The sequence below is a fragment of the Paraburkholderia sp. JHI2823 genome (genome assembly GCF_038900695.1).
Classification (GTDB): domain Bacteria; phylum Pseudomonadota; class Gammaproteobacteria; order Burkholderiales; family Burkholderiaceae; genus Paraburkholderia; species Paraburkholderia mimosarum.
Genome location: NZ_JAYMRY010000024.1, coordinates 95,592 through 113,762 on the forward strand (window position 1 = coordinate 95,592; position 18,171 = coordinate 113,762).

Sequence of the window (18,171 nt, forward strand, 5' to 3'; positions counted from 1 at the left end):
CCCTCGACCGACCGTCAACGCCCGCGCGGCGCAACCCCGCGGCATGGGCAAGGAGATGCAGATATGGGCAATACCGCCTCTTCGGACATTCCCCTCCAGGCAACGCCACTCGACAACGACGAGCTTCGAGCCATCGACGGCTGGTGGCGCGCATGCAATTACCTGTCGGTGGGCATGATCTTCCTGATAGACAACCCGCTGCTGCGAGAGCCGCTGAAGCCGGAGCACGTCAAGGCGCGTCTGCTCGGGCATTGGGGCGCGAGTCCGGCGCTCTCTTTCGTCTGGGCGCACCTGAACCGGCTCATCCGGCGCGATGATCTCAACATGATCTTCATGGCGGGCCCGGGCCACGGCGCGCCTGGCGTGCTCGGGCCCGCCTGGCTCGAAGGCACGTATTCGGAGGTGTATCCGGACAAGAGCGAAGACGCCGAGGGCATGCAGAAGTTCTTCAAGCAGTTCTCGTTTCCGGGGCATATCGGCTCGCATGTGACGCCTGAAACGCCCGGCTCGATCCACGAGGGAGGCGAACTGGGCTACAGCCTCTCTCACGCCTATGGCGCGGCGCTCGACAATCCGGACCTGATCGTGGCGTGCGTGATCGGAGACGGCGAAGCCGAGACCGGGCCCCTGGCGACGGCATGGCATTCGAACAAGTTCGTCAATCCTGTGCGTGACGGGACGGTGCTGCCCATCCTCAACCTCAACGGCTACAAGATCGCCAACCCGACGGTGCTTTCGCGCATCAGCCACGAAGAACTGGAGTCGTTGTTCGTCGGCTACGGCTACCGGCCTTATTTCGTCGAGGGAGACGACCACGAAGCGATGCACCAGAAAATGGCGGCGACGCTCGACGCCGTAGCCGCCGAGATTCGGGCGATTCGCGAACGCGCGCGTAGCGCCGGCACGGTGGAGCGGCCACGCTGGCCGATGATCGTGCTGCGCACGCCCAAAGGCTGGAGCGGACCGAAGGAAATCAACGGCCACAAGATCGAAGGATCGTGGCGCGCGCACCAGGTGCCATTCTCGGACGTGCGCGGCAATGCGGCGAACCTCGCGGTGCTGGAAACCTGGCTGCGCAGTTACCGGCCGGAAGAGCTTTTCGACGAGAACGGCAGGCTGGTGCCCGAACTGAGAGCGCTTGCGCCGCGCGGACCGCGTCGTATGAGCGCCAATCCGCATGCCAATGGCGGGGTATTGCGCCGCGAGTTGAAACTGCCTGATTTTCGGGCCTACGCCGTCGACGTGACGCAACCCGGAAAGATCCTCCGGGAAAACACGCGGCCGCTCGGCGAGTACCTGCGCGACGTCATGCGCTGCAATATGCATACGTTCCGCGTATTCGGGCCTGACGAGACGGCATCGAATCGCCTGCAGGCTATCTATGAGGTTTCGAAAAAAGTCTGGATGGCCGATCTCTTGCCCGAGGACGAGGACGGCGGCGAACTCGCTCGCGATGGCCGCGTCATGGAAATCCTTTCCGAGCACACGTTGATGGGCTGGCTCGAAGGATATCTGCTTACCGGACGCCACGGCTTTTTCCACACTTACGAAGCCTTCGCGCACGTGGTCGATTCGATGTTCAACCAGCACGCAAAATGGCTCGACATCTGCAAGAACCATGTGCCGTGGCGCGCCTCGGTGGCCTCGCAGAATATCCTGCTTTCGTCGACGGTGTGGCGCCAGGATCACAACGGCTTTTCGCACCAGGACCCGGGCTTTATCGATCTGGTCACCAACAAGAGCCCATCGGTGACCCGCGTTTATCTGCCGCCCGACGCCAACACGCTGCTCGTCACTGCAGATCATTGCCTGCGCTCGACGAACTGCATCAACGTGATCGTGGCCGACAAGCAAAAGCATCTCCAGTTCACCACGATCGACGAGGCGGTCGTGCATTGCGCAAAGGGAATCGGCGTGTGGCGCCGTGCGTGCTCCGACGAAGGTGCCGAGCCGGACGTGGTGATGGCGTGCTGCGGCGATGTCGCGACCCAGGAAGCGTTGGCGGCAACCGCGATCCTGCGCGAACGACTTCCCGAACTCAAGCTGCGCTTCGTGAACGTGGTCGATCTCTTCAAGATGCAACCGATCACCGAGCATCCACATGGCTCCAAGCCTCGTGAGTTCGATAGTCTGTTCACGGTCGACAAACCGGTGATCTTCAACTTCCACGGATATCCGTGGTTGATCCACAAGCTCTCCTATCGATTTCGCAATCACGACAACATGCATGTGCGCGGCTACAAGGAGAAGGGCAATATCAACACGCCGCTGGAACTGGCCATCCTCAATCAGGTCGACCGCTTCAATCTCGTCATCGACGTGCTGGACCGCGTGCCGCGCTTGCAGGGCAGAACCGCGCATCTTCGGGAAGACATGAGGAACGCCATCATCAGCAACCTGAACTACGCGCACACGTATGGCATCGACCGCGCCGAGATCACGGACTGGGTCTGGCCGGAGTAGCGGCGCATCTGCATGCCGCTTGACACCATCGAGCGGCGAAAGTCAGCGCGGGAAAGTACTCAGATGCGCGGACTTCGGCCGCGCTGCCGATCGTAGTATTCTCTACCGACGCGGCTTTCGGGGGACGCTCATGTGCCGTCGCGAAGCAGTCCAGTAGCCGGAAAAACCCAAACACTCACATAACGAGGAGAGATTCAATGAAGCTGTCGAAACTCCTGTTCACCAGCGCGCTGGCCGTATCGGCACTCGGATTTACCGCCGTTTCCGCGTATGCGGAAGATCTGCTGGATTCCGTCAAACAGGCCGGGGTGCTCAAGATCGGCCTCGAAGGCACCTATCCTCCGTTTGATTCGCGTGACAGCAAGGGCGAACTCGTCGGCTTCGACGTGGATGTCGCGAAAGCCGTGGCCGCCAAGCTCGGCGTCAAGCCCGAATTCATCCCCACCGAGTGGAGCGGCATTATCGCGGCGCTGCAGTCCGGCAAGTTCGACGTGATCGTCAACCAGGTGACGATCACGCCGCAGCGCCAGCAGGCGCTCGACTTCAGCCAGCCGTACACGTACTCGGCGGCCCAGCTCATTCAGCGCTCCGACGACAAGCGCGACTTCAAGTCGCTCGACGAGTTCAAGGGCGACAAAAAGCTCGGCGTGACGCTCGGCACCAACTACGACCAGATGGCGCGCGCCGTGCCCGGCATCAACGTGCAGACTTATCCCGGCGCGCCCGAGAAACTGCGCGACCTGGCCGCGAAGCGCATCGACGCGACGATCGACGACCGTCTGATGCTGCCGTACATCATCAAGACGTCGCAGCTGCCGCTGCGTCCGGGTGCGGTGCTCAAGGGCGCCGATCAGCAACAGGGCATTCCGTTCCGCAAGGGCAACCCGAAATTCGAAAAGGCGATCAACGACGCGCTGACCTCCCTGAAGGAGGACGGTACGCTCAAGAAGATCTCCATGCACTGGTTCGGCCAGGACGTCACGCAGCCCGCAGCGCAGTAACGCCTCGCGCAATGGCATTCGATCGCGCTGACCGGGTTTTTGGCCAGCGCGATTGCTTCACGTGCTGAAGCATTGCCTGTGTTGGAGGTCGCAGCTCCGGCGCCTCCTGGAAGGGAGGCACTCACGCCCAAACCGTCGAAGCGCGTCAGGGCTACACGCGTTCAATTCGCCCCGCTGTTGTCCGCCCAGACCGGCGCGCCACCCCAAGGTCAAGCCGTTCATGAAGGTAGCCATCGATACCGCGATGGTTGCGCAGACAAGCTTCGCGCTGTTTTGAGCATCAAGAGCGGGGCGGACAGGAACTTGCCTCGCGTGGGGGAATCGGTTCCCCACGGTCCCCGGTTGCCCACACGGTGCGACGAGGCTTTCAGTCTGGCGATCTGTTGGGCTTCGGGATCGGTTCACCAACCCTGTTATGTTGACCGCTCACCATTCCAGCGTGAGCATGCCTTTTATCTCCTGTAGATAGAACGCGTCACGAATAAACGCGAACCCCCTCACTTTCCTTCCTCTGTCGTGCGGACCTGGCTGCTATGTGCGGTCTGCTGGTCGTTGTCTTCGTCGCGTGGATTTTGGCGGGCGGCGCAAACCGTGTTCAATGCGAAGACATGTTCGCTAACTAACGCATGGATGAGCGGGTTTCATCAAAAAAGTGTCTTGACTTGCGTTTAGATGATGACTACCATCTAAATCACATCGAGTCACGAAGCAGGGCGGATCATGAGGAAGTCGAGGGAAGAAGCTGCCGAAACGCGCCGGCGCATCGTGGCGGTCGCGGCCGAAGCGTTCAGGGCCAACGGCATTCACGCAACGGGCCTTGCCGACGTCATGGCGGCTGCGGGACTGACTCATGGCGGCTTCTACCGGCATTTCGAATCGAAGGACCAGCTGGTCGCGCAGGCGTGCGAAGCGGGGCTTGCCGGCATTGTCGGCACGCTTGCCGGCGCGGCGCAGGGGTGCGAGGGGGAGGAGGCGTACCGCGCCATCGTCGATGCGTACCTTTCCACCGGCCATCGCGACGCGCCCGCGAACGGTTGCCCGTTCGCAAGCATGGGCAGCGAACTGGCCCGTGCGGACGAGGCCACGCGCGCGGCAGCATGGCGCGGGGCCGAGGAACTCATCGACATGCTGGCCGCACGCATGGGCACGCCGGAGGAAAAGGCGGACCGCACGCAGGCCGTGTTCGCATTCGCCGCCATGGTCGGCGCGCTGACCATGGCGAGAATCATCCCGGACGCCGACGCTTCCACGTCGCTGCTCGAAGACGTCAGGCAAAACATTGAAATGATTTGAACGTAAGCAGTCGCCGAGGTCATGGCGACTTTCGCTCGCCCTCAAATGTGCATATGCACTGAAAGAGGCATCAGAGAAAAACGGGGATGTCGTTTGCCGCACTCGCTGCGAGTGCGCCAACTCACGAAATGGAGGATGCATCATGCAACAGCGTAAATTCCTGATTACCGGCGCAACGGGCAAAACCGGCGTGCACGTGGTCGACAATTTGCTCGAGGCCGGACATGCCGTGCGCGCGATGGTCCACAAGGAAGACGCACGCAGCGCGGCGCTGCGTGCCGCCGGCGCCGAAGTGGTCGTGGGCGATCTGCTCGATCACGACGACCTGATTCGCGCCACGGCGGGCGTGTCCGGCGCTTACCTCTGTTATCCCGTGCGGCCCGGGTTCATTCAGGGCACCGCCTACTTTGCCGACGCCGCGCGCCGCGCCGGTCTCGAAGTCGTCGTGGAAATGTCGCAAATCTCCGCCCGCGAAGATGCGAAGAGCCACGCGGCGCGCGATCACTGGATCGCCGAGCGCGTGCTCGATTGGGCAGGCGTGCCGACCATTCATATTCGCCCGACCTTTTTTTCCGAATGGCTGATCTTCCCGTGGGTGCTCGACACCATCGTCAAGGAAGGGCAGATTACCTTGCCTTATGGCGCGGGGCGCCACGCGCCGATTGCCGCGGAAGACCAGGCACGTTTCATTGCGCACATGCTCACGCAACCGTCCGGCCATCTCGGCAAGACCTACGAACTTTGCGGCCCGGTCGAACTCGACCATCACGGCATTGCCGACGAAATCGGCAAGGTCATCGACCGCAAGATCGTCTATCGCCCGGGCACGCTCGAAGAATATCGCGCACATTTGCAAAAGTACGATCTCCCCGAGTTCGCGATTCAGCACTTCATCGAGGTTGCCGTCGATTACCAGAACGGCGTGTTCAAGGGCACCGACAACGTCATCGAGCAGATCACGGGAAAGGCGCCGCAAACGGTGGAAGCTTTCGTGCGTGCCAATCGTGAGCTTTTCCAGGCCTGATTCGAACGATCATCGTGCAGTATCCATTCAGGAGATTCGAAATGAAGATCAAGGATTCCATCGTATTCGTAACAGGCGCGAGTCGCGGGCTCGGTCTGGCATTTGCGCGCGAGGCGCTCGCGCGCGGAGCCGCAAAGGTCTATGCGGGCGTGCGCAATCCGGAGCGCTTTAGCGAGCCCGGCATCGTGCCCGTCAAGCTCGACGTGACGGATCCTGCCTCGGTCACGGCGGCCGCGAAAATCGCATCGGATGTGACCGTGCTCGTGAACAATGCGGGTATTGCGGAAGTCAGCGAGTCGCCGTTTGCGCAAGACGTGGAAGACCAGGCGCGCCGCATCTTCGAAACGAATTTTTATGGGGTCGTCCGCACGACCCGCGCGTTCGAGGCATCGCTGCCCTCCAATGGCAACGGCGGCATCATCAACGTGCTTTCCGATGTTACGTGGCGGCCCGTGCCGTTCCTTGCGCCGTATTCGGCGTCGAAGGCCGCGGCCTGGAGTTATACCAACAACGCGCGGCTTCAGCTCAGGGAGCGCAAGATCGGTGTGGTCGGCGTGCACGTCGGTTTCGTGGATACGGATCTCACCAAGGGCTTCGACGTGCCGAAAGCCGATCCCGTCGATGTCGTTCGTCAGGCCTATGACGCCCTCGAAGCGGGCGAAAGCGAAGTGCTGGCCGATGACGGCAGCCGCGACCTGAAGCAGTCGCTCTCGGCTGCGGTGCCGGGTTACATCGACCCTTCGGTTTTGCAGGCATAGCTCGGCCTGCTGCAAAACGTCACGATTTGCGCGGCACCGGGCCATCGCTGACTCGCTCAGAATTCCATATCGAGCTCGTCGATGTCCTCGGTTTCCGATTGAGCGGCCGCGATCCATTCGGCGACATAGGGCTGCTTGAGCACACGCATGCAGTACTCGCCGATATCGGCATCGAGCGGCACATCGTAGGTCAGGAGTCGCGTGACGACGGGGGCGTACATCGCGTCGGCCGCGCCGATCTCGCCGAAGAGCCAGGGGCCGCCGTAGCGCTGGAGGCAGTCGCGCCAGATCGTGAGAACGCGCTCGATGTCGTCATGCGCGCGCGACCAGATCCGGAAATTCGGGAAATGGCCGCGCAGGTTCATCGGCAGCGCCGAGCGAAGCGCGCTGAAGCCCGAGTGCATTTCGCCGCAAACCGAGCGGCAGTGCGCACGCGCCTTGCGATCCTCCGGAAGGAGCCGCGCCTGCGGGCGGATCTCGTTGAGGTATTCGCAGATCGCGAGCGTGTCCCAGATCTCGATGCCGTCGTGTCTCAGGCAGGGCACGAGTATCGAAGGCGAGAGCAGCAGAAGCTCGGCGCGCGCGGCGGCGTCGTCGACGGGGACGGTGACCGCTTCGAATTCCAGTCCCGCAAGTTTCGCGAGCAGCCAGCCTCGCATGGACCACGAAGAATAGTTTCGACTGCTGATCGTCAAGGTGGTGTTCATCTGAACTCTTCCTGTGCGCGAGAATTCGCCACGGCGCCCATGCATCGCGCATGCGCGCCGCGCGGGCGTGCTGCACCACGAACGACGCCGTTATGCACTGTTTTGCTGCACGCGGCGGCGTGATTCGCGCTTGCACGCACCGCGAGCCCCGAGCGCGAGGCGGGTAGACGGCGCGCCATGCACACAGGCCTCGGCGTGGCTCTTGCCGGAGCCACGCGGTGCAAGCACCGTGCCATGGAATGCGCTCTGGAGCGCTCGCTGGCATATGTATTGCCTATTGAGCGTTCACCGAAATCGGGGACTCGCGCCCATGAATCTGCTTGCCTATCCGGCCTACCAGGCGATGGCGGACCTGGCGCTTCCGCTTCGTGCCGCCGCAACGCTCGTACGCACCACGCTCGCCGCATGGCCTGCTCTCGCGGGCGGACTCGACGCGCGCGATCTCGACGCGAGTTGGGAAATGCTCGAAATAGCCGGCTTGACGCATTCGCGCCCGCCATTCGGCATCGAGTCGGTGCAAGTGGACGGCAAACCGGTGCCGGTTACCGAAGAGGTCGTAAGGCGCACCCCGTTCGCCACGCTCCTGCGCTTTCGCAAGGACGCGCCCGCCGCGCAACCGCGCGTGCTGCTCGTCGCGCCGATGTCGGGGCACTTCGCCACCTTGCTGCGCGGGACCGTGCGCACGATGCTGGCCGATCACGACGTCTACATCACCGACTGGCACAATCCGCGCGATGTGCCGCTGGCGGCCGGGCGCTTCGGCTTCGACGAATATGTCGAGCACGTGATGGCGTTCCTCCGCGCGGTCGGGCCCGATTCGCACCTGATGGCGATCTGCCAGCCCACGGTCGCCGCACTGGCGGCCGTTTCGCTGATGGCCGCCGACAACGATCCGGCGCAGCCCGCGAGCATGACGCTCATGGCCGGCCCAATCGATTGCCGCGTGAATCCCACCGCGGTCAACACGCTGGCCAACAGCAAGCCAATCGAATGGTTCGAGCGCAATCTCATCAGCACGGTGCCTGGCGGCTTTGCGGGCGCGCATCGGCGCGTGTATCCCGGGTTCGTTCAGCTAGGCGCGTTCATGTCGATGAATTTCGAGCGGCATCTGGCCTCGTTTGCCGAGATGCGCCGGGAGCGCGCCAAGGGCGACGCCACCAAAGCCGATGCGATCCGCGCCTTCTACCGCGAGTATTTCGCCACGACCGACCTCACCGCCGAGTTCTACCTGGAAACGGTGCGCTCTGTGTTTCAGGAATACGCGCTGCCGCTGGGCAAGCTCAAGGTGGGCGATCGCCTCGTCGAGCCGCATGCGATCCGGCGCACGGCGCTGCTGACGATCGAAGGCGAGAAGGACGATATCTGTGCGATCGGGCAGACGGTCGCCGCGCAGGCGCTGTGCACGGGCCTGCGGCCGTACATGAAGACGCATCACGTGCAAACGGGCGTGGGGCACTACGGTGTGTTCAACGGCCGGCGCTGGGATACGCAGATCTATCCGCTCGTTCGATCCACGATTCACGATCATGAGCCGCGAGCGCGGCGCTTTGCCATGACGGCGGCTTCAGGGGGCACCGGTCAAGTCACGCTGCGCGCGTTGCTCGAAGCGGACACGCAGGCGACAGCGGCGATTTCGACGGCCGCGCAAGTGCAATCCAAAGAAGGACGATGACCGGACCGGCCCCCGCAGCCAGGTTCGGAGCCGACCTCAGACGTGAGCGCTGCCGAGCATCGTTCCGCGGCACGCTGGCGATCCGCAGCGGCAAACGTATTCGCGCAGGGTGTCTTCGCACGTATCCTCGGGCAATTCGAGGGCGTAGTCGATGAAAAGCTCCTCGCCCGGCAAGATGTCGCGGCACGCGTCGATGAATACATGTCCGTCGATTTCGACGGTTTCACAGTTCGCCTGGCATGCGTGATTGAGCCAGCGCGCCCAGTTGCCGCCCTGGCCGCCGTCGATCACCCGGCCATCGGAAAGACCAAAGAGAAAAGTATGCGCGCCGTCTTCGCGCAGCCGATAACGCCGCGCCGCACTGCGCCAGGTGATGACTTTCCCTTTGTATTCGAAGATGCGCTCGCCGGCCCGCAGGGGGCGCAATGCATAGACACCTTTGCCGTGCACCGGCGACTGCCGGACAGTCATTCGTTTGCTCATGGCCATGCTCGCGCGTTGAACGCGTGAAGTATAAGCGGCCGCGATGAAAGCAAGTAACTAAATTGCCTGTGTGCGATGGCGCCGGCGATTGGGCATTCACCGCGTGCTTGCACGGCATGAAAGCGTGCGCGACAGCACAGCCTCGACTGCTCTACAGTTGACCTCGCGGCCGGGATCAGGGCAACATACGCGGGTTTACCGAGTGGGCTTCCGGATCCAATTTTTTGAGCGGACATATGGCAAGTACGAATGAGCCAGGCGCAGACGCCTCATTGACCTACCGGCTGAAGGCATTGACCAAGATTGCCGATCGCATGAGCAGCGAGTTGTCGCGCGAAAAGCTCGGCGTGCCGTATCCCGAGGCGAGCATCATCGCGGCGATCGGCACGTTCGGCCCGCAGACCGTCATGGATATCTCCCGGCGCGCCAATCTCGACAAGAGCCAGGCGAGCCGCACGGTCGAGGCCATGCTGACCAAGGAGATCCTCGCGCGCGCGGGCAACGACAAGGACGGGCGCAGCGTCATCATTTCGCTCACGGCCGAGGGCAAGAAGATCTTCAAGAAGGTCGGCCCGACGCTGGAGAAGCGCGACAGCGACCTCTACCAGGGACTCAACGAGGCGGAGCGCGTCGCGCTGCGCTTTCTGCTCGACAAGATCCTCGCCTCCCACGGCTGGGACGCCGGGGCCTGATCTCCTCCTTGCGACATGCCGGGCCGTTGGAGCCGGCGTGCCCGCTTCGCTTCGCGTGCGTTGCTGGCAGGCACGCGAGCAGTCATTGAATTGTCATCAAATTGCCGACGTGAAGCGCAATGCCGTCTCGCGGCGCATTGGGTGTTAACGCGCAGTGGCGCATACGCCTAAAACAATGGCATTTGAAGCGAAAAGCGCTTCAACGGATTGCCGTATCGTTCGCTCACATCGAAAAGGATGCCGGACGCGCTGCGTGAAGTCACAGCGGCCGTGCGGATCAATATTCTCTTTGGAGCACGATCGCAATGAAACACATCATCATGGAGAGCCCCGAGGCGGGCGCCGAGGGCAGCGTGGCGGGGACCGAGCCGCGCAGCGGTGCGGACGTGGCAAGCCGCAGTGCCGCACTGCAGTCGCCGTCGAACTGGGCGTGGGCGAGCGCGACCGGCCAGTACGACTGGATGGACAACTACGCGCCTTTTGTCACGCTCGACTAGCAAGTGACGCGCACTAGCAGCACGAGCGCGGTGGCCCATATCGCAAGAAGCGCCGCCTTCCGATGGAAGGCGGCGCGCAAAAGTAGAACGCCAGGAGAACGTCAGGCCTCGATGTTCTCGAAGATGGCGGCAATGCCTTGCCCGCCGCCGATGCACATCGTGACGAGCGCGTAACGGCCGCCCGTGCGCTTCAGTTCATAAAGCGCCTTGACGGTGATGAGCGCGCCCGTCGCGCCGATCGGATGACCGAGCGAGATGCCCGAGCCATTGGGATTCACCTTCGCCGGATCGAGCTGCAGTTCCTGACTCACGGCGCAGGCCTGAGCGGCGAAGGCCTCGTTCGCCTCGATGACATCGATGTCGCCGATGCGCAGACCCGCGCGTTCGAGCGCGAGACGAGTGGCAGGCACGGGGCCGATGCCCATGTAGCGCGGATCGACCCCCGCGTGCGCATACGCGACGAGCCGCGCCATTGGTTTGATGCCATGGCGCGCGGCGGTTTGCCGCTCCATCATCAGCACGGCGGCAGCGGCGTCGTTGATGCCCGACGCATTGCCGGCCGTGACGGTGCCGTTCTCCTTCCTGAAGACCGGGCGCATGGCGGCCAGGTCGGCGAGGTCGATGTCCGTACGAACATGCTCGTCGGTATCGAACACCACTTCCTTGCCTTTTACCTTGCGCGTGACCGGCAGGATCTGCTCCTTGAAGCGGCCCTCGGCAATCGCGCGCGCCGCCCGGCGATGCGACTCGACGGCGAGTGCGTCCTGCTGCTCGCGCGTGATGCCGAATTTCTCCGCGACGTTTTCGGCGGTGACGCCCATCGGCACGGTGTCGAACGGATCGTTCAGCGCGCCGAGCATCATGTCGACCAGACGGCTGTCGCCCATGCGCGAGCCAAAGCGCGCATCCATGGAGAGATACGGGGCGCGGCTCATGTTCTCGGCGCCGGCGCCGATGGCGACTTCGGCGTCGCCCAGCAAAATGGTCTGGGCCGCGGACACGATCGCCTGGAGCCCCGAGCCGCACAGGCGATTGACGTTGAAGGCGGGCGTGGACTGCGCCACCCCGCCCTGGATCGCGGCTACGCGGGAGAGATAGAGGTCCCTGGGTTCGGTCGGGATCACATTGCCGAAGACCACGTGGCCGACCTGGTCGCCCGCCACCCCGGCGCGCGCGAGCACCTCGCGCACCACCAGCGTGCCGAGTTCGGTTGTGGGCAAGTCCTTCAGGCTACCGCCAAATTTGCCAATAGCGGTGCGCACACCGCTCACTACGACGACTTCGCGTTCCAATTTCAATCGCTCCGTAAAAAGATGGGTGAGTGGGTCATCCGCTGTGCCGTAAGGGTGATATATCAACCAGATGGCGATGGCCACGCGGTTGGTTTGCTGTTGCCTGAGGAGCCTGAAAGAAGGGGCAAATCATCAGAGAAAAAGCCGGGCGGCACGGCGTCATGCAACACAGATTATGCAGCAGTTAGCGCGCTGTGTCTCCCTCTGCAAAAGATGATAAGTAAACTAATCTGTCAATGATCTGCGCGGGAATTCACTCAATTAAACGATGATTGGCGACAAGATGACGCCGACGACCCGAAGGCGTCGCATATATAGTTGATTTGTCATTCAACGCAATCGACGGCGACAAGTCGGCGCCGTACAGGAGGCAGTATGTTAAAGAACGCTAGCGAAGCGTATCCGGATCTGGCGGGCGATCTGACTCGCGTCCAAACCTCGCGCGTGACGCAGGCGCTATTCATCAAGGACAGGTTGGGCGGCCAGCTACTGGTGATCACCCGGCAGGGCGAGTCACAAGCCGTGTTTCCGGCGACCGACCGCAATATCGAAGTGATTTTGTGCGCGGGCTTGCGCATTCACGAATACGTCATGATCGACGGTGAAATCGACTATCAGGAAATTGCCGAAAGTCGAGACCATTTCAGAGACGCTGCAGAGTGCATCACCTTCGGAGCCGCGGATATCCGTGCGGCGGGCTGCCTGCTTGCCGGCGCGCACGGGTGACGGCGCGGCGGCTCGCGCGCCCGGGCAGGCGCGCGGTAGGTATTAGTTCTCTCGTCCCTGCTTCGGCGCCTGGATCATCTTCCAGCCGTTGCCCGCGGGATCGCGAAAACCGGCGTCGATGCTGCCGTAGCGGTCGACCGGTTCCTGTGTGAATTCCACGCCGAGCTTTTTCAACCGCTCGAAACTGGCCCTGCAGTCCGCCACACAGAGCACGAGGGGCGGCATCGCGCCCTTGGCCACCATGGCGCGCAGCGTTCGTGCGGTGGCGTCGTCGTGCACGGGCGGCCCCGGCACGAACAGGCCGAGCTGAAACGATGGCTGTTCCGGATGCTGGACCGTGAGCCAGCGGTACGCGCCGTTGCGCACGTCCGTATGCACCCGGAATCCGAGTTTGTCGACGTAAAACCGCAGCGCTTCGTCCTGATCGTCGACGTACAGGCCCACCACGTTGATCCCCTGGTTCATGTCGCCTCCTTGATAGATGGCCGCACTGTAGCTTTGGCCGCGCGCCGGCGCTTCTCCAAAACTGCTGTGGTGAGATCGGGGCGCTGCGCCGCCTTCAGCACGCAGGCCGGTATGCGGTCGAGCTCGCGCAGGCTCGCCCTGGCCTCGATGCGCATGGCGCTGGGGCTCATGCCGGTGATGTCGCGGAAGGTGCGGCCGAACGTGCCGAGGCTCTCCCAGCCGGTGGCGAAGGCGATTTCGGTGATGTCGAGCGCGGTGTCGCGCAGCAGGGTGGCCGCCTGCTCGATGCGCCTCGTGAGCAGATAGCGATGCGGAGGGAGACCGAAGGCGCGCTTGAAGGAGCGCGCGAAATGGGCTTCGGAAACGCCGCTGACTTCCGCGAGGCGCTTGACGGGCCAGGCCTCATGGGAGGCGGCGTCCATGCGGTCCTTCGCGCGCAGCAGGCGGCGCAGGAGGGCGGGGTCCTGCAAGGCATCGGCGGTGGCCAGTTCGCGGCGCGTGTTGTCGACCGCGAATGTGCCGCATTTGAGGGCGGCGCAAGATGGCATGCAGGCGTCTGAAGTGGGCGGCATGCCGGTAGTTTAGGCCCAACGGCGCCAGCGCCACGCGAGCGTGCGCTGGCGCGAGCGAGGCGCCTTACTTCAAGCGCCCCGCGAGGAACTGCTGCAACCGCTCGCTGCGCGGCGCGTTGAGCACTTCCTTGGGATCGCCTTGCTCCTCGATCTTCCCCTTGTGCAGGAATACGACATGATTGGAAACGTTGCGCGCGAAACCCATTTCGTGCGTGACGACGATCATCGTGCGGCCTTCCTCCGCCAGCTTTTGCATGACCTTGAGCACTTCGCCCACGAGTTCGGGGTCGAGCGCGGACGTGGGTTCGTCGAAGAGCATCACTTCGGGCTCCATGGCCAGCGCGCGCGCGATCGCCACGCGCTGCTGCTGGCCGCCGGAGAGATGCGACGGGTACTTGTGCTCGACGCCCGCCGCGAGCCCCACCTTGTCCAGGTACTTGCGCGCGCGGGCCTCGGCTTCTGTGCGGCTCAGGCCCAGCACACTCACGGGCGCTTCGATGATGTTCTCGAGCACGGTCATGTGCGCCCAAAGATTGAAATGCTGAAAAACCATCGAAAGGCGCGTGCGCATCTTCTGCAACTGCTTCGGGTCGCTCACGCGCAGCGCGCCGGCACGATCGGCGCGGGTGCGGATTTCCTCGCCGTTGAGCGTAATGCGTCCCGAGCACGGCGACTCGAGGAAGTTGATGCAACGCAGGAATGTGCTTTTCCCCGAGCCGCTCGACCCGATCAGGCTGATCACGTCGCCAGCCTTCGCCTTGAGCGATACGCCCTTCAATACCTCGTTCTCGCCGAACTTCTTGTGCAGGTCGTCGACAATCAGCTTGTACATACTCGATTCACTCCATCAGGACTGCGTGAAATTCTTAGTGGCCTTGCGGCTTCAAATAAGCCAGCATGCGCGTCTCCACGCGCCGGAAGGCCCAGATCAGGGCGAAGACGATGGACGCGTAGAGCGCCGCTGCAATGCCATAGGCCTGGAACGTCATATAGGTGGCGGAGTTCGCGTCGCGCGCCACCTTCAGGATATCGGGCACGGTTGCCGTGAACGCGAGCGTCGTGGCGTGCAGCATGAGGATGACCTCGTTGCTGTACGAGGGCAGCGCGCGCCGCAACGCGGAGGGCAGGATGATGCGCGTATACACCTTGGTCTTCGACATGCCGTAGGCCTGCGCCGCTTCGATTTCGCCGTAGGATGTTTCGCGAATCGCACCAGCGAAGATCTCGGTGGCGTAAGCGCACTCGTTCAACGCAAACGCGAGCAGCGTGCAATTCATGGCACTGCGAAAGAAGTCGCCCAGCACTGCGTTGTAGTGAACGAAGTGCAGGCTGTAAATGCCCGTGTAAATGAGCAGAAGCTGCACATAGAGCGGTGTGCCCCTGAACACATAGGTGTAGACCCAGACCGGCCGCGAAAGCCACGGATTGCGCGACGCGCGCGCAATCGCGAGCGGCACGGCGAGCACGAAACCCGCCACGATCGAAACGACCAGCAGCCAGAGCGTGATGGCGAGCCCGCTAATGTTGAAGCCGTCGCTATACAGAAAGTTCGGCCAGTATTGACGAAGCAGTTCGATCACAGCGCTGCCCTCCGCACACCGGTCGAGTAGCGCTTTTCGAGCCGGTGCAATGCCAGGTTGGAAACCGTGGTGATGGCGAGATAGATCGCGCCGGTCACGAGTGTGAAAAAGAAGAACGACTGGGTGGCCTTGCCCGCGTCCTGTGCGGCCTTCACCACGTCGGCGAGCCCGATGATCGAGACCAGCGCCGTGGCCTTCACGAGCACCTGCCAGTTGTTGCCGATGCCCGGCAGCGCGAAGCGCATCATCTGTGGGAACAGGATGCGCCTGAACACGCGCGTGGAGCTCATGCCGTAGGCGAAGCCCGCTTCGATCTGGCCGCGCGGCACGGCGAGAAACGCGCCGCGGAAGGTCTCCGTGAAGTACGCGCCGTAGATGAAGCCGAGCGTGATGACGCCGGCCACGAACGGATCGATGTCGATCTGGTCCATGCCCATCATGTCGGTCGCGTCGTTGAGCCAGATCTGGATGCTGTAGAACAGCAGCAGCATGAGCACGAGGTCGGGTACCGCGCGAATGAGCGTGGTGTACATCGTGCCGATGCGCGAGAGCGCGCGATTGGGCGAAAGCTTCGCCGCGGCGCCTGCGAGCCCCAGCACGAATGCCGCGCCGAGCGAGAACACGGCGAGCTTGATGGTTTCCCACGTGCCCGCGAGGAGCAGCGGGCCAAAGCCTTGAAAGTCCATGAAAGGATGACCTCCGTTAATGCAGATGCAGACAGCGGTGCCTAGCCGCCGTAGACGTCGAAATCGAAATACTTCGACTCGATTTTCTTGTATGTGCCGTCCTCGATCATCTCGGCGATCGTCTTGTCGATCTTCGCCTTGAGGTCGGCGTCTTCCTTGCGCAGGCCGATCGCGGCGGCGCCCGTGGGGATCGCCTGACCGGCAAACGCAAAGCCCGCGCCGCGCGGCGTCTTCAGGAAGCCGAGACTGGCCTGCACTTCGTCTTGCAGCGCGGCGTCGAGGCGTCCCGACTGCAGGTCCAGGTAAACCTGATCCTGGTTCTGGTAGGCAATGACGTTGACCCCCTTCGGTGCCCAGTTCTGCTTTGCGTAGGTTTCCTGAATAGAGCCTTGCTCGACGCCCACCGTCTTGCCTTGCAGCGACGCGATGGTCGGCTGCAGCGGCGAACCCTGCTTCGCGACGAGACGCGTAGGCGTATTGAAAAGCTTGGTCGAAAAGGCGATTTGCTGCTCGCGCTGCGGGGTGATGGTGAGCGCGGAGAGCGCGCCGTCGAACTTCTTGGCCTTGAGGCCCGGAATCATGCCGTCGAAATCCTGCTCGACCCACACGCATTTAGCGTTCAGGCGTCGGCAGATTTCGTTGCCGAGGTCGATGTCGAAACCGACCAGCTTGCCATCGGTCGCCTTCGATTCGAACGGCGCATAGCTCGCGTCGGTGCCGAAGCGGATCGTGGCCCAGTCTTTCGCGTACGCGCCACCGGCGGCAAGGGCGAGGGCGACACACAAGGCAAGTTTCTTCATGAAGTCTCCAGTAAGAATGAGGGGCGCCCATGCGGGACACGCGCCTGTGTCCGTTCGTGTACGGCGGCTCGGTACTACAAGTTGTCTATACAATTATCGATACGTCGCAAAGGCCGGCAATCGGTGTTAGTACCTGGTGAAACAACCCGATCCAGCTGAAATCTGTCGTAAACCGGGCATTGCGAAGGGGAGATACGGGTAAACCTGAAGTAAATTGAACTTGTATAGACAAGCTCGTTTCTGTAATCTGCTCTCACCTTGTCCAGACAACTTTGAGACTGCGATGAACATCAAACTGACCCCCGGCCATCTGACCCTCCCGCAACTGCGCCAGATCGCGCGTTCCGCCGAAAACGGCGGCGTGAAGCTCGAACTCGATCCGGCGAGCTTCGCGGCCATCGATGCGGGCGCGCGCGCCGTTGCGGAAATCACGGCGAAGGGCGAGCCCGCGTACGGCATCAACACCGGGTTCGGTCGTCTAGCCAGCACGCATATCCCGCGCGACCAGCTCGAACTCCTGCAGCGCAATCTCGTGCTCTCGCATGCCGTGGGCGTGGGCGAGCCGATGGAGCGTCCGGTCGTGCGTCTCTTGATGGCGCTGAAGCTGTCGAGTCTCGGCCGCGGTCATTCGGGCATTCGCCGCGAAGTGATGGATGCGCTCATCACGCTCTTCAACGCCGACGTGCTGCCTGTGATTCCGGTGAAGGGTTCGGTGGGCGCCTCGGGTGACCTCGCGCCGCTCGCGCATATGTCGTGCGTGTTGCTCGGTGTAGGCGATGTATTCGCGAAGGGCGAGCGCATGAGCGCGGTCGAGGGTTTGCGTCTCGTCGGCCTCAAGCCGCTCGCGCTCCAGGCGAAGGAAGGTCTCGCGCTGCTCAACGGCACGCAGGCCTCCACGGCGCTCGCGCTCTACAACCTGTTCGCGATCGAAGACCTGTACCGTACGGCGCTCGTCTCGGGCGCGCTGAGCGTCGACGCGGCAGCGGGCTCGGTGAAGCCGTTCGACGCGCGCATCCACGAACTGCGCGGCCATCGCGGCCAGATCGAGGCGGCTGCTGCATACCGCACGCTGCTCGAAGGCTCGGCGATCAACCTCTCGCACCGCGACTGCGGCAAGGTCCAGGATCCGTACTCGCTGCGCTGCCAGCCGCAGGTGATGGGCGCGTGCCTCGACCAGATGCGCCACGCCGCGCAGGTGCTGCTCATCGAGGCGAACGCCGTCTCGGACAACCCGCTGATCTTCCCGGAAACGAACGAAGTGCTTTCGGGCGGCAACTTCCACGCCGAGCCGGTCGCCTTCGCCGCCGACAACCTCGCGCTGGCCGCCGCCGAGATCGGCGCGCTCGCCGAGCGCCGCATCGCGCTGCTCATCGACGCGACGCTCTCGGGCCTGCCGCCTTTCCTCGTGAAGGACGGCGGCGTGAACTCGGGCTTCATGATCGCGCACGTGACGGCGGCCG

19 protein-coding genes are annotated in these 18,171 nt (G+C 63.0%); 10 read left to right on the top strand and 9 right to left on the bottom strand.

Going from position 1 to position 18,171, the window contains the following annotated elements:
• The first annotated feature begins 63 nt into the window (after positions 1 to 63).
• The 5 genes from VSR34_RS23935 to VSR34_RS23955 all read left to right on the top strand — a co-directional run bounded on the left by VSR34_RS23935 (position 64) and on the right by VSR34_RS23955 (position 6,539).
• Positions 64 to 2,463, top strand: coding sequence for a phosphoketolase family protein (locus tag VSR34_RS23935; protein WP_028212224.1), 2,400 nt, complete (start codon positions 64 to 66; stop codon positions 2,461 to 2,463).
• Between the two features lie 197 nt (positions 2,464 to 2,660).
• Positions 2,661 to 3,464 (top strand): transporter substrate-binding domain-containing protein, encoded by an 804-nt coding sequence (locus tag VSR34_RS23940; protein WP_028212223.1) that lies wholly within the window; start codon positions 2,661 to 2,663, stop codon positions 3,462 to 3,464.
• A 720-nt stretch (positions 3,465 to 4,184) separates the two neighbouring features.
• Positions 4,185 to 4,757 carry a TetR family transcriptional regulator gene (locus tag VSR34_RS23945; protein ID WP_028212222.1) on the top strand — a complete coding sequence of 191 codons (573 nt, stop codon included), beginning with the start codon at positions 4,185 to 4,187 and terminating at the stop codon, positions 4,755 to 4,757.
• A gap of 142 nt (positions 4,758 to 4,899) precedes the next feature.
• On the top strand, positions 4,900 to 5,781 hold the full coding sequence (locus tag VSR34_RS23950) for an NAD(P)H-binding protein (protein ID WP_342963728.1): 882 nt from the start codon (positions 4,900 to 4,902) through the stop codon (positions 5,779 to 5,781).
• 41 nt (positions 5,782 to 5,822) lie between these two features.
• Complete coding sequence (locus VSR34_RS23955) at positions 5,823 to 6,539, top strand: SDR family oxidoreductase (protein ID WP_028212220.1); 717 nt, start codon at positions 5,823 to 5,825, stop codon at positions 6,537 to 6,539.
• Positions 6,540 to 6,595: 56 nt separating this feature from the next.
• On the opposite strand, the gene VSR34_RS23960 is transcribed toward VSR34_RS23955, so the two are convergent.
• Positions 6,596 to 7,246, bottom strand: coding sequence for a glutathione S-transferase family protein (locus VSR34_RS23960; protein ID WP_028212219.1), 651 nt, complete (start codon positions 7,244 to 7,246; stop codon positions 6,596 to 6,598).
• A 310-nt stretch (positions 7,247 to 7,556) separates the two neighbouring features.
• Here VSR34_RS23960 and phaZ point away from each other — a divergent pair, with 310 nt between their 5' ends.
• Complete coding sequence (gene phaZ, locus VSR34_RS23965; protein ID WP_028212218.1) at positions 7,557 to 8,918, top strand: polyhydroxyalkanoate depolymerase; 1,362 nt, start codon at positions 7,557 to 7,559, stop codon at positions 8,916 to 8,918.
• Positions 8,919 to 8,954: 36 nt separating this feature from the next.
• Here the strand turns inward: phaZ and VSR34_RS23970 are convergent, their stop codons facing one another.
• Positions 8,955 to 9,401: an SET domain-containing protein-lysine N-methyltransferase gene (locus VSR34_RS23970; RefSeq protein ID WP_028212217.1), complete on the bottom strand. Its 447-nt coding sequence runs from the start codon at positions 9,399 to 9,401 to the stop codon at positions 8,955 to 8,957.
• Between the two features lie 236 nt (positions 9,402 to 9,637).
• On the opposite strand from VSR34_RS23970, the gene VSR34_RS23975 reads away from it, so the two are divergent.
• Together VSR34_RS23975 and VSR34_RS23980 are read left to right on the top strand one after the other, a co-directional pair.
• Positions 9,638 to 10,093: a MarR family transcriptional regulator gene (locus VSR34_RS23975; RefSeq protein ID WP_028212216.1), complete on the top strand. Its 456-nt coding sequence runs from the start codon at positions 9,638 to 9,640 to the stop codon at positions 10,091 to 10,093.
• A 305-nt stretch (positions 10,094 to 10,398) separates the two neighbouring features.
• Complete coding sequence (locus VSR34_RS23980; RefSeq protein ID WP_036019141.1) at positions 10,399 to 10,590, top strand: hypothetical protein; 192 nt, start codon at positions 10,399 to 10,401, stop codon at positions 10,588 to 10,590.
• A gap of 101 nt (positions 10,591 to 10,691) precedes the next feature.
• Here the strand turns inward: VSR34_RS23980 and bktB are convergent, their stop codons facing one another.
• A complete protein-coding gene (gene bktB, locus VSR34_RS23985) occupies positions 10,692 to 11,882 on the bottom strand; it encodes a beta-ketothiolase BktB (RefSeq protein WP_028212215.1) in 1,191 nt (396 codons plus the stop codon).
• Positions 11,883 to 12,257: 375 nt separating this feature from the next.
• Here bktB and VSR34_RS23990 point away from each other — a divergent pair, with 375 nt between their 5' ends.
• On the top strand, positions 12,258 to 12,608 hold the full coding sequence (locus VSR34_RS23990; RefSeq protein WP_028212214.1) for a hypothetical protein: 351 nt from the start codon (positions 12,258 to 12,260) through the stop codon (positions 12,606 to 12,608).
• A 42-nt stretch (positions 12,609 to 12,650) separates the two neighbouring features.
• Here VSR34_RS23990 and VSR34_RS23995 read toward each other — a convergent pair whose 3' ends face one another.
• The 6 genes from VSR34_RS23995 to VSR34_RS24020 form a co-directional block, all read right to left on the bottom strand.
• A complete protein-coding gene (locus tag VSR34_RS23995) occupies positions 12,651 to 13,073 on the bottom strand; it encodes a VOC family protein (protein ID WP_028212213.1) in 423 nt (140 codons plus the stop codon).
• Complete coding sequence (locus VSR34_RS24000; RefSeq protein ID WP_174480151.1) at positions 13,070 to 13,645, bottom strand: AraC family transcriptional regulator; 576 nt, start codon at positions 13,643 to 13,645, stop codon at positions 13,070 to 13,072. The genes VSR34_RS23995 and VSR34_RS24000 overlap by 4 nt, the downstream gene beginning before the upstream one ends.
• 64 nt (positions 13,646 to 13,709) lie before the next feature.
• Positions 13,710 to 14,477 carry an ABC transporter ATP-binding protein gene (locus VSR34_RS24005; RefSeq protein WP_028232185.1) on the bottom strand — a complete coding sequence of 256 codons (768 nt, stop codon included), beginning with the start codon at positions 14,475 to 14,477 and terminating at the stop codon, positions 13,710 to 13,712.
• A 34-nt stretch (positions 14,478 to 14,511) separates the two neighbouring features.
• Positions 14,512 to 15,225 (bottom strand): ABC transporter permease, encoded by a 714-nt coding sequence (locus VSR34_RS24010; RefSeq protein WP_028212210.1) that lies wholly within the window; start codon positions 15,223 to 15,225, stop codon positions 14,512 to 14,514.
• A complete protein-coding gene (locus VSR34_RS24015) occupies positions 15,222 to 15,911 on the bottom strand; it encodes an ABC transporter permease (RefSeq protein WP_342963729.1) in 690 nt (229 codons plus the stop codon). The genes VSR34_RS24010 and VSR34_RS24015 overlap by 4 nt, the downstream gene beginning before the upstream one ends.
• A 41-nt stretch (positions 15,912 to 15,952) precedes the next feature.
• Entirely contained in the window at positions 15,953 to 16,711 is a 759-nt protein-coding gene (locus tag VSR34_RS24020) for an ABC transporter substrate-binding protein (protein WP_028212208.1), read from the bottom strand.
• 283 nt (positions 16,712 to 16,994) lie between these two features.
• Between VSR34_RS24020 and hutH the strand changes: the two genes are divergently transcribed.
• Positions 16,995 to 18,171: histidine ammonia-lyase (hutH, locus tag VSR34_RS24025; RefSeq protein ID WP_342963730.1), on the top strand; the 1,177-nt coding region annotated here is incomplete at its 3' end.